General features: G+C 49.9%; 20 protein-coding genes. 19 read left to right on the top strand and 1 reads right to left on the bottom strand.

Features of this window, described 5'->3' with window-relative positions:
* On the bottom strand, positions 1-446 hold a 446-nt coding region (locus MED297_RS22300), incomplete at its 3' end, for an SDR family NAD(P)-dependent oxidoreductase (RefSeq protein WP_161599297.1).
* 183 nt (positions 447-629) lie between these two features.
* Between MED297_RS22300 and rpsJ the strand changes: the two genes are divergently transcribed.
* From rpsJ to rpsE, 19 genes are all read left to right on the top strand, one after another.
* Entirely contained in the window at positions 630-941 is a 312-nt protein-coding gene (gene rpsJ, locus MED297_RS09390; RefSeq protein WP_008044356.1) for a 30S ribosomal protein S10, read from the top strand.
* Positions 942-1,054: 113 nt separating this feature from the next.
* Positions 1,055-1,687, top strand: a complete 633-nt coding sequence (gene rplC, locus MED297_RS09385) for a 50S ribosomal protein L3 (RefSeq protein WP_008044354.1) — start codon at positions 1,055-1,057, stop codon at positions 1,685-1,687.
* A 9-nt stretch (positions 1,688-1,696) separates the two neighbouring features.
* A complete protein-coding gene (rplD, locus tag MED297_RS09380) occupies positions 1,697-2,302 on the top strand; it encodes a 50S ribosomal protein L4 (RefSeq protein WP_008044352.1) in 606 nt (201 codons plus the stop codon).
* Positions 2,299-2,595 carry a 50S ribosomal protein L23 gene (gene rplW / locus MED297_RS09375; RefSeq protein ID WP_008044351.1) on the top strand — a complete coding sequence of 99 codons (297 nt, stop codon included), beginning with the start codon at positions 2,299-2,301 and terminating at the stop codon, positions 2,593-2,595. Before rplD ends, rplW begins: the two co-directional genes overlap by 4 nt.
* Before the next feature lie 17 nt (positions 2,596-2,612).
* Positions 2,613-3,437: a 50S ribosomal protein L2 gene (gene rplB / locus MED297_RS09370; RefSeq protein WP_008044350.1), complete on the top strand. Its 825-nt coding sequence runs from the start codon at positions 2,613-2,615 to the stop codon at positions 3,435-3,437.
* Between the two features lie 21 nt (positions 3,438-3,458).
* Positions 3,459-3,734: a 30S ribosomal protein S19 gene (rpsS, locus tag MED297_RS09365; RefSeq protein ID WP_008044349.1), complete on the top strand. Its 276-nt coding sequence runs from the start codon at positions 3,459-3,461 to the stop codon at positions 3,732-3,734.
* Positions 3,735-3,746: 12 nt separating this feature from the next.
* Complete coding sequence (gene rplV / locus MED297_RS09360; RefSeq protein WP_008044348.1) at positions 3,747-4,082, top strand: 50S ribosomal protein L22; 336 nt, start codon at positions 3,747-3,749, stop codon at positions 4,080-4,082.
* 15 nt (positions 4,083-4,097) lie between these two features.
* Positions 4,098-4,784 carry a 30S ribosomal protein S3 gene (rpsC, locus tag MED297_RS09355; RefSeq protein ID WP_008044347.1) on the top strand — a complete coding sequence of 229 codons (687 nt, stop codon included), beginning with the start codon at positions 4,098-4,100 and terminating at the stop codon, positions 4,782-4,784.
* Between the two features lie 11 nt (positions 4,785-4,795).
* Entirely contained in the window at positions 4,796-5,209 is a 414-nt protein-coding gene (gene rplP / locus MED297_RS09350) for a 50S ribosomal protein L16 (protein WP_008044345.1), read from the top strand.
* On the top strand, positions 5,209-5,400 hold the full coding sequence (gene rpmC, locus MED297_RS09345) for a 50S ribosomal protein L29 (protein WP_008044344.1): 192 nt from the start codon (positions 5,209-5,211) through the stop codon (positions 5,398-5,400). Before rplP ends, rpmC begins: the two co-directional genes overlap by 1 nt.
* Before the next feature lies 1 nt (position 5,401).
* Positions 5,402-5,662 carry a 30S ribosomal protein S17 gene (rpsQ, locus tag MED297_RS09340; protein WP_008044343.1) on the top strand — a complete coding sequence of 87 codons (261 nt, stop codon included), beginning with the start codon at positions 5,402-5,404 and terminating at the stop codon, positions 5,660-5,662.
* A 16-nt stretch (positions 5,663-5,678) separates the two neighbouring features.
* Positions 5,679-6,047 carry a 50S ribosomal protein L14 gene (rplN, locus tag MED297_RS09335; RefSeq protein ID WP_008044342.1) on the top strand — a complete coding sequence of 123 codons (369 nt, stop codon included), beginning with the start codon at positions 5,679-5,681 and terminating at the stop codon, positions 6,045-6,047.
* Positions 6,048-6,099: 52 nt separating this feature from the next.
* On the top strand, positions 6,100-6,426 hold the full coding sequence (gene rplX, locus MED297_RS09330; protein ID WP_008044341.1) for a 50S ribosomal protein L24: 327 nt from the start codon (positions 6,100-6,102) through the stop codon (positions 6,424-6,426).
* 11 nt (positions 6,427-6,437) lie between these two features.
* Positions 6,438-6,977 carry a 50S ribosomal protein L5 gene (gene rplE, locus MED297_RS09325; protein WP_008044340.1) on the top strand — a complete coding sequence of 180 codons (540 nt, stop codon included), beginning with the start codon at positions 6,438-6,440 and terminating at the stop codon, positions 6,975-6,977.
* A 12-nt stretch (positions 6,978-6,989) separates the two neighbouring features.
* Positions 6,990-7,295, top strand: a complete 306-nt coding sequence (gene rpsN, locus MED297_RS09320; RefSeq protein WP_008044339.1) for a 30S ribosomal protein S14 — start codon at positions 6,990-6,992, stop codon at positions 7,293-7,295.
* Positions 7,296-7,368: 73 nt separating this feature from the next.
* Entirely contained in the window at positions 7,369-7,761 is a 393-nt protein-coding gene (gene rpsH, locus MED297_RS09315) for a 30S ribosomal protein S8 (RefSeq protein ID WP_008044338.1), read from the top strand.
* 12 nt (positions 7,762-7,773) lie between these two features.
* The gene (gene rplF, locus MED297_RS09310) at positions 7,774-8,307 is read left to right on the top strand and encodes a 50S ribosomal protein L6 (protein ID WP_008044337.1); all 534 of its coding nucleotides are present in this window, start codon (positions 7,774-7,776) and stop codon (positions 8,305-8,307) included.
* 11 nt (positions 8,308-8,318) lie between these two features.
* Positions 8,319-8,669, top strand: coding sequence for a 50S ribosomal protein L18 (gene rplR, locus MED297_RS09305; RefSeq protein WP_008044336.1), 351 nt, complete (start codon positions 8,319-8,321; stop codon positions 8,667-8,669).
* Between the two features lie 10 nt (positions 8,670-8,679).
* Positions 8,680-9,054: 30S ribosomal protein S5 (rpsE, locus tag MED297_RS09300; RefSeq protein WP_040556942.1), on the top strand; the 375-nt coding region annotated here is incomplete at its 3' end.

The raw sequence follows: 9,054 nt of genomic DNA, 5'->3' as shown, positions 1-9,054 counted from the left end.
CCAGCGAGGCGACGAATACTAACTGTCCCTTGTGGGTAACAAGGTGGGGCATAGCCGCATGACTTAACAGGGTGGCGGCCGTGACGTGAGTGGTCACCATCGCCCAGGTGCTGTTCTCCGCTCAAGTGATGAAAATCCCCATCGGTGTTGAACCCGGCATTGTTAACCAGGGCTTTGAGTTGTTTGTTATGACTTATATAAGTAGTCAGTCGGTTGAGATCATTGTGATCGTTGAGGTCATTGTGAACAGCCACGCATCGAACAGCGTATTGCTCTTCGATGGACCTGGCGGTTTGCTCCAGGATTTCCCTGCGTCGGCCGCTGATCAGAACGGAATACCCCTGTGCCGCGTATTTCTGGGCAAAGGCCGAGCCTAAGCCGCTGGTCCCGCCGGTAATTACAACATCAACGTCTGGGATGGTCCCGAACGGTTCCTCAATGATCATATGGCCGCCTCGCTCTTTGTAATAAATTGTACGTTATCCGATCACCACGTCCTAAGTCTCTGTTTTTATACTGGTTTTTCTGCTGAAACCGGTCGTTGACAGGGTTGTGCAAGATACATACAATACGCCTCCCTCAAATTTGAGGGTATTAACGCTGTTTAACAATCTTGGAGCTTTGGTCACATGCAGAACCAAAAGATCAGAATTCGCTTGAAAGCGTTCGATCATCGATTGATCGATGCGTCGACTCAAGAAATTGTCGACACGGCGAAGCGTACAGGCGCGCAGGTGCGTGGTCCTATTCCACTTCCTACACGCAAAGAGCGTTTCACTGTGCTGATCTCTCCGCACGTGAACAAGGATGCGCGTGATCAGTACGAAATCCGTACTCACAAGCGCATGCTGGACATTGTCGAACCAACTGAGAAAACAGTCGATGCACTGCGAAAGTTGGATTTGGCAGCAGGTGTGGATATCCAGATTAGCCTCGGTTAATCCGGAATAAGTAAGTTAGTAGAAGTCTCTACTGTAACAGCCCTTCATTGACCGTCAGGTAAATAAGGGGCGGCCATAGCGGGTCTTAGCCCCGTACATAGAGGAAAAAAGTAATGTCTATTGGTTTGATAGGCCGAAAAGCAGGTATGACTCGCGTCTTCACTGAAGACGGTGTTTCTGTTCCTGTCACGGTTCTTGAAATTGAGCCAAATCGTGTCGCACAAGTGAAAACTGTCGATACCGATGGCTATGCCGCTGTTCAGCTTACGGCTGGCAACAAGCGCGCAAACAAGCTCAGCAAGTCGCAAGCAGGTCATTTTGCGAAAGCGAACGTTGAAGCTGGTGTGTTGACTCGTGAATTCCCGGTAGCGGATGTTTCAGAATATGAAACTGGCAAAGAGCTGACCGTTGAATTGTTCGAAGCGGGTCAAAAAGTTGATGTGACCGGTACCTCCAAGGGTAAAGGTTTCGCTGGTGCCATTAAGCGCCACAACTTCCGCACTCAGGATGCAACTCACGGTAACTCCCTGTCTCACCGCGCTCCCGGTTCTATCGGTCAGTGTCAAACACCAGGTCGTGTTTGGAAAGGTAAGAAGATGGCCGGTCATATGGGCGCTGAGCGTCACACGACTCAGTCTCTGGAAGTTGTTCGTGTCGATACCGATCGCAATCTCCTGTTAATCAAAGGTGCTGTTCCGGGTGCTACCGGTTCACACGTTGTTGTTCAATCTGCAGTTAAAGGCTAAGGGGAAGCAATGGATATTCAAGTTGCAAACGCCAAGTCAAAGGTTGAACTGAACGAAGCGACCTTTGGTAATGAATTTAATGAAGCTCTGGTTCACCAGGTTGTCACGGCCTATATGGCTGGTGCCCGTCAGGGTACACGTGCAACCAAAAACCGCTCAGCTGTTGCTGGTGGTGGTGCTAAACCATGGCGTCAGAAAGGTACTGGTCGAGCTCGTGCCGGTACAATCCGTTCACCGATCTGGGTTGGTGGTGGTCACTCATTCGCGCGTGCCCCACAAGACTGGTCCCAGAAAGTTAACAAGAAGATGTATCGCGGTGCGATGAAATCTATCTTGTCTGAACTGGTTCGTCAGGAGCGTCTGGTTGTTGTTGAAGATCTGAAATTCGACAAGCCAAAGACCAAAGACTTCCTGGCAAAAATGAAAGAAATCGATGTATCTAACGCGTTGGTTGTTGCTGACGACGTTGATCAGAACCTGTATCTGTCCGCACGAAACGTTCCGCACGTTGAAGTGAGCGATGTTGCCGGCCTGAATCCGGTTAACCTGGTCGCTTACGACAAGGTTGTGGTAACGGTTGCTGCGATCAATAAGTTGCAAGAGGTATTCGCATGAACCAGGAACGCATCTATCAGGTCGTTTTCGGTCCGCACATCTCCGAAAAGGCGACTATCGTAGCGGAAGGTAACAGTCAGTATGTTTTCAAGGTGGCGAATGACGCTACTAAGCCTGAAATCAAATCGGCTGTTGAGCAATTGTTCGACGTAAAAGTTAAGTCTGTACGCACCCTGGTTCAAAAGGGTAAGACCAAGCGCACTCAACGTGGCATGGGCAAGCGAAACGACGTCAAGAAAGCTTACGTTCGACTGGCTGAAGGTCAGGAAATCGATTTCCTGGCGACTGAATAAGGTAGGGGTTTCGAGCAATGGCTATTGTCAAAGCAAAACCGACGTCGGCAGGACGTCGTCACTTAACCAAGATCGTCAGTGCTGAGTTGCACAAAGGTGCTCCTCACGCGGCTCTGGTTGAGAAGAAATCGAAAACCGGTGGTCGTAACAACAACGGTCGCATTACCACTCGTCATATTGGTGGTGGTCACAAGCATCACTATCGTCTGATTGATTTCAAACGCAATAAAGACGGTATTGAAGCAAAGGTTGAGCGTCTGGAATACGATCCAAACCGATCTGCACACATCGCACTGGTTTGTTACGGTGATGGTGAGCGTCGTTACGTTCTGGCCCCTAAAGGTCTGAAAGCTGGAGATAAAATCATCTCTGGTGAGCACGCTCCGATTCGTATTGGTAACTCCATGCCGCTGCGCAGCATGCCGGTTGGTTCCACTGTACACAACGTAGAAATGAAGCCAGGAAAAGGCGGCCAGATCGCTCGTTCCGCTGGTGCTTCAGTTCAGCTGGTTGCACGTGAAGGTTCTTACGCAACCATTCGTATGCGTTCAGGTGAAATGCGCCGAGTTCCGGCAGATTGCCGCGCGACTCTGGGTGAAGTCAGCAATTCTGAGCACAGCTTGCGTCAATTAGGCAAAGCTGGTGCGTCACGTTGGCGCGGTGTTCGTCCAACGGTTCGTGGTGTTGCTATGAACCCGGTTGACCACCCACACGGTGGTGGTGAAGGTCGTACATCGGGTGGTCGTCACCCAGTGACTCCTTGGGGTGTTCCAACCAAGGGCTATAAAACACGTAAGAACAAGCGCACGAGCAAGTACATCGTTCGTCGTCGTTCTAAGTAATTAATTTAAGAGGAAAAGGCTGTGCCACGTTCACTTAAGAAAGGTCCTTTTGTAGACCTGCACTTGATGAAAAAGGTAGAGGCTGCACTGGAGTCAGGCGAAAAGCGTCCTATCAAAACCTGGTCGCGTCGCTCCACAATCTTCCCGGATTTCGTCGGGTTGACCTTTGCAGTCCATAATGGCCGTCAACATGTACCTGTGTTTGTTACCGAAGATATGGTCGGGCACAAGTTGGGCGAGTTTGCATTGACTCGAACTTACAAGGGTCATGCTGCGGACAAGAAAGCGAAGCGCTAAGGGGTAGATGAGATGGAAACACAAGCTGTATTACGCGGTGCGCGTCTGTCTGCTCAGAAAGGTCGACTGATTGCGGACATGATCCGTGGTAAGTCGGTTGCTGAAGCTTTAGACATTTTGACGTTCAGCCCTAAAAAGGGTGCTGATCTGGTTAAGAAAGTTTTAGAGTCTGCAATTGCAAACGCCGAGCACAACAATGGTGCTGACGTTGATGAACTGCGCGTCTCGACTGTCTTCGTAGATGAAGGCATGACGATGAAGCGCATCCGTCCACGCGCTAAAGGCCGTGCGGATCGTATTTTCAAACGTACGAGCCACATCACGGTCAAAGTTGCCGAGCAAGGTTAATAGGAGAAAGTTAAAATGGGTCAAAAGGTTCATCCAACTGGTATCCGACTCGGCATCGTTAAAGACCATAACTCGGTCTGGTATGCAGGTTCTGATACCTATTCAGAGAAGCTGCTGAACGATATTGAAGTTCGCGCTTACCTGGAGAAGAAACTGGAAAAGGCTTCTGTCAGCAAGATCATCATTGAGCGACCTGCACAGAACGCCAAAATCACCATTCATACTGCACGTCCTGGTATCGTGATCGGTAAGAAAGGTGAAGACGTTGAGCTGCTGCGTCAGGAACTTACTCAGATGATGGGTATCCCTGTGCATATCAACATCGAAGAGATTCGCAAGCCTGATCTTGACGGTAAGCTGGTAGCCCAGTCTATTGCCGGTCAGCTCGAGCGCCGTGTTATGTTCCGTCGTGCCATGAAGCGCGCGATGCAGAACGCAATGCGTGGCGGAGCTGAAGGTATTCGTGTTCAGGTTAGCGGTCGTCTGGGCGGTGCTGAAATTGCTCGTTCAGAATGGTACCTGGAAGGTCGAGTACCTCTGCACACTCTGCGTGCTGATATCGACTACGCGACTGCCGAAGCGAATACCACTTACGGTATCATCGGTGTGAAAGTCTGGATTTTCAAAGGTGAAGTATTGGGCGGTATCGAAGAAGTTCGTGCCAAGTCCAAAGCTCAGCCTAAGAAAAATTCTAAGCGATAAGGGGTGCGTAGATGTTACAGCCAAAACGTACAAAATTCCGCAAGATGCAAAAAGGCCGCAACCGTGGTCTGGCGCAACGCGGTAGCAAAGTAAGCTTCGGTGAATACGCACTGAAAGCGACAGGTCGTGGTCGAATTACTGCTCGTCAGATCGAAGCGGCTCGTCGAGCGATGACTCGTCATATTAAGCGTGGCGGTAAAATCTGGATTCGCGTATTCCCTGATAAGCCTATTACTCAGAAGCCTCTTGAAGTGCGTCAGGGTAAAGGTAAGGGTAACGTTGAATACTGGGTTTGCCAGATTCAGCCAGGTAAAGTTCTCTACGAAATGGAAGGTGTTTCCGAAGAGATCGCGCGTGAAGCTTTCGAGCTGGCCGCGGCTAAGATCCCAGTAGAAACTACTTTCGTTAAACGACAGGTGATGTGATGAACGCTAAAGATCTTCGTGACAAGTCTGTAGAAGAGCTGAACAGCACGCTGTTGGATTTGCTTCGCGATCAATTCAAATATCGCATGCAAAAAGCGACTGGACAGCTGAATCAGGCGCATTTGCTGGGCCAAGTTCGCAAGGACATCGCTCGTGTTAAAACTGTATTGAACGAGAAGGCAGGTGCTTGATATGTCTGAATCTACAGCTCGTACCGTAACTGGTCAGGTTGTCAGCAACAAAGCTGATAAGACGATCACTGTATTGCTGGAACGCCGCGTGAAGCACCCGATTTACGGGAAATTCGTTAAGCGTTCAACCAAGCTTCATGCTCATGATGAAAAGAATGAGTGTGGCATTGGCGATAAAGTGACTGTCGAAGAGTGCCGTCCGATGTCCAAGACTAAGACTTGGCGGCTGGTTAGTATCGACGAACGCGCAGTCCGCGTTTAATTCGGGAGTTTGAGAGATGATCCAAACAGAAACCGTATTGGATGTAGCTGACAACAGCGGTGCGAAACGCGTCCAATGTATTAAAGTCTTGGGTGGTTCACACCGTCGTTACGCCGGTATCGGCGACCTGATCAAAGTTTCTGTGAAGGAAGCAATTCCTCGCGGGAAAGTTAAAAAAGGTCAGGTGATGAACGCGGTTGTTGTGCGCACCAAGAAAGGTGTTCGCCGTCCGGACGGATCTATCATCCGTTTTGACACGAACTCAGCTGTACTGCTGAACACGAACAACGCTCCGGTAGGTACTCGTATCTTCGGTCCTGTGACTCGTGAACTGCGTACTGAAAAATTCATGAAAATCATTTCCCTGGCGCCGGAAGTACTGTAAGCCCCTCACGGGGCTTACCGTGTGAGACGGTAGCAGGAAGTGGAGAGAAATAATGCGTAAATTGATTAAAGGCGACGAAGTCGTCGTTATCGCCGGTAAAGATAAAGGCAAGCGCGGCAAGATCACTAAGGTGATTATTGACGAGAAAAAGGGTGACAAGTTCTACGTATCTGGTGTGAACATGGTTAAAAAACACCAGAAGCCGAACCCTCAAATGAATGTCGCTGGCGGCATCGTTGAGAAAGAAGCCCCAATCGCTGCTTCGAACGTTGCAATCTATAACCCAGAAACCAGCAAGGGCGACCGTGTTGGCTTTGAAGTTAAAGATGGCAAGAAAGTTCGAATCTTTAAATCTACTAAGAAAGTTATTGGTGAATAAGGGATACGACTATGTCTAGACTTAAAGCTCTATACAAAGAAGAAGTTGTATCCAAGCTTCAAGAAGAGTTCGGATACAAGAACGTAATGGAAGTCCCTCGCGTCACCAAAGTTACCCTGAACATGGGTGTAGGTGAGGCGATCGGCGACAAAAAGCAGCTCGAAAGTGCTGTTAAAGACTTAGAAGCGATTGCTGGTCAGAAAGTTGTTGTGACCAAAGCTCGTAAGTCTGTCGCTGGCTTCAAAATCCGTGAAGGATGGCCAATCGGTGCCAAGGTAACCCTGCGTTCTGATCGCATGTGGGAATTCCTGGATCGCCTGGTTGACATTTCTTTGCCGCGTGTACGCGACTTCCGTGGTATTAACCCGAAGTCCTTCGACGGTCGTGGCAACTACAGCATGGGTGTTAAAGAGCAGATCATCTTCCCTGAAATCGAATACGATAAGGTGGATAAGCTGCGCGGTATGGATATCACCATCACCACCACCGCTCGCACCAATGATGAAGGCCGCGCTCTGTTGAAAGCGTTGTCCTTCCCGTTCAAGAACTAAGGGGTAAGGTTCATGGCTAAAGAGAGTATGAAGGCTCGCGAAGCCAAGCGCGCTAAAACCGTAGCAAAATTCGCGGCTAAGCGTGCAGCTTTGAAAGCTGTCATCAAAAACCCAAATTCTTCTGACGAAGACATTTGGGAAGCACAAATTGCGCTGCAAAAGCTTCCAAAAGACGCAAGTCCTGTTAGAATGCAGCGCCGTTGTCAGGTGACGGGTCGTCCACATGCGGTTTACCGCAAGTTTGGCGTATCCCGAAACGTCCTACGCGAACAGGCCATGCAAGGCAATGTTCCAGGGCTGAAAAAAGCTAGTTGGTAAGCTAAACGGTCTGGGCCGGGGCTCTCGAGCACCCGGCTACCGCGTTTCGCTGTACAATAGAGGTTAAATATCAATGAGTATGCAAGACACGCTTGCGGATATGTTCACGCGTATTCGTAACGCACAGCGTTCCGGTCATGCTGCAGTTGCCATGCCTTCATCTAAGCAGAAGGCTGCAATCGCTCAGGTATTGAAGGAAGAAGGTTTCATCGCTGATTTCACTGTAGAAGGTGACGTTAAGAAGGTGATGTCTATCGACCTGAAATATTTCGAAGGCAAACCGGTTATCGAATCTATTAAACGTATCTCCCGTCCAGGTCTGCGTCACTATCGTGGTGCACAGGAGCTGCCTAAGGTATCAGGCGGACTGGGTGTTGCTATTATTTCCACTTCCAAAGGCGTCATGACTGACCGCGCAGCCCGCTCTGCCGGCATCGGTGGTGAAGTCCTCTGTGAAGTCTTCTAAGGAGTATTAGCAATGTCTCGTATAGCAAACTCTCCTGTAAAAATTCCAGCTGGCGTTGAAGTCAAGTTGGACGCGGAGTCAATCACCGTTAAAGGTGGTAAGACAACTCTTTCCCAGGCGCAGCACCCTTCTGTTGAAGTTAAACAGGAAGATGGCGCGCTGACCTTTGTTGCCCGTGATGGCGGCAAAGTTGCTCACGCTATGTCCGGAACGATGCGTGCGCTGGTCAACAACATGGTTGTTGGTGTCACTGACGGCTTCGAGAAGAAGCTGCAGCTGAACGGTGTTGGTTACCGCGCAAAAGCATCGGGCAAGTCAGTTAACCTGACTTTGGGTTTTTCCCACCCGGTTGATTACGCACTGCCAGAAGGTGTCACTGCTGAAACGCCAAGCAATACGGAAATCGTATTGAAGAGCGCTGACAAGCAGTTGCTGGGACAGGCAGCCGCGGAAATCCGCGCTTTCCGTCCGCCAGAGCCTTATAAAGGTAAAGGTGTGCGTTACGCTGACGAATACGTTCGTCGTAAAGAAGCTAAGAAAAAGTAAGGGCATAGGTCATGAGCGAAAAGAAAATTTCCCGTTTACGCCGTGCTCGCCGCAGTCGCGCAAAAATCAGCGAACTGGCTGTGCATCGTTTGACCGTTTCTCGTTCAAACCAGCACATCTACGCGCAAATTATTGCTCCAAACGGTGGTCAGGTAGTGGCCAGCGCGTCAACTCTGGACAAAACGTTGCGTTCTGGCGCAACCAGCAACATCGATGCTGCGTCCAAGGTGGGTGCTTTAGTCGCTGAGCGTGCGAAAGCAGCAGGCGTAGAAGAGGTGGCTTTTGATCGGTCGGGTTATAAATACCACGGTCGAGTGAAAGCTTTGGCAGATGCGGCCCGTGAAGGCGGCCTGAAATTCTAAGGTGTGAATGATGGCGAATAATGATCAAGTTCAAGCTGGCGGCGATCTGCAGGAAAAATTAGTACAGGTTAACCGCGTAGCTAAAGTTGTTAAGGGTGGTCGAATTTTCGGCTTCACAGCCTTGACAGTCGTAGGTGACGGTAACGGTAAAGTCGGTTTCGGTCGCGGTAAAGCGAAAGAAGTCCCGGTTGCCATTCAGAAAGCTATGGATGCGGCGCGCCGTAACATGGTTGATGTGAATATCGTTGACGGCACGCTTCAGTACCCTGTGACTGCACGTCACAGTGGTTCGAAAGTTTATATGCAGCCAGCATCTGAAGGTACCGGTGTTATTGCCGGTGGTGCGATGCGTGCTGTATTGGAAGTCGCTGGTGTCCACAACATC

Source organism: Reinekea blandensis MED297, assembly GCF_000153185.1.
Taxonomy (GTDB): domain Bacteria; phylum Pseudomonadota; class Gammaproteobacteria; order Pseudomonadales; family Natronospirillaceae; genus Reinekea; species Reinekea blandensis.
This window is presented reverse-complemented; position numbering and strand designations above follow the sequence as displayed.

Coding starts and splice junctions, on each gene's coding strand:
- rplE (WP_008044340.1), top strand. CDS start 6,438: ATGTCTAGACTTAAAGCTCTATACAAAGAAGAAGTTGTATCCAAGCTT.
- rplB (WP_008044350.1), top strand. CDS start 2,613: ATGGCTATTGTCAAAGCAAAACCGACGTCGGCAGGACGTCGTCACTTA.
- rplP (WP_008044345.1), top strand. CDS start 4,796: ATGTTACAGCCAAAACGTACAAAATTCCGCAAGATGCAAAAAGGCCGC.
- rpsJ (WP_008044356.1), top strand. CDS start 630: ATGCAGAACCAAAAGATCAGAATTCGCTTGAAAGCGTTCGATCATCGA.
- rplX (WP_008044341.1), top strand. CDS start 6,100: ATGCGTAAATTGATTAAAGGCGACGAAGTCGTCGTTATCGCCGGTAAA.
- rplD (WP_008044352.1), top strand. CDS start 1,697: ATGGATATTCAAGTTGCAAACGCCAAGTCAAAGGTTGAACTGAACGAA.
- rpsN (WP_008044339.1), top strand. CDS start 6,990: ATGGCTAAAGAGAGTATGAAGGCTCGCGAAGCCAAGCGCGCTAAAACC.
- rpsQ (WP_008044343.1), top strand. CDS start 5,402: ATGTCTGAATCTACAGCTCGTACCGTAACTGGTCAGGTTGTCAGCAAC.
- rplF (WP_008044337.1), top strand. CDS start 7,774: ATGTCTCGTATAGCAAACTCTCCTGTAAAAATTCCAGCTGGCGTTGAA.
- rpsC (WP_008044347.1), top strand. CDS start 4,098: ATGGGTCAAAAGGTTCATCCAACTGGTATCCGACTCGGCATCGTTAAA.
- rpmC (WP_008044344.1), top strand. CDS start 5,209: ATGAACGCTAAAGATCTTCGTGACAAGTCTGTAGAAGAGCTGAACAGC.
- rplV (WP_008044348.1), top strand. CDS start 3,747: ATGGAAACACAAGCTGTATTACGCGGTGCGCGTCTGTCTGCTCAGAAA.
- rplN (WP_008044342.1), top strand. CDS start 5,679: ATGATCCAAACAGAAACCGTATTGGATGTAGCTGACAACAGCGGTGCG.
- rplR (WP_008044336.1), top strand. CDS start 8,319: ATGAGCGAAAAGAAAATTTCCCGTTTACGCCGTGCTCGCCGCAGTCGC.
- rpsH (WP_008044338.1), top strand. CDS start 7,369: ATGAGTATGCAAGACACGCTTGCGGATATGTTCACGCGTATTCGTAAC.
- rplC (WP_008044354.1), top strand. CDS start 1,055: ATGTCTATTGGTTTGATAGGCCGAAAAGCAGGTATGACTCGCGTCTTC.
- rplW (WP_008044351.1), top strand. CDS start 2,299: ATGAACCAGGAACGCATCTATCAGGTCGTTTTCGGTCCGCACATCTCC.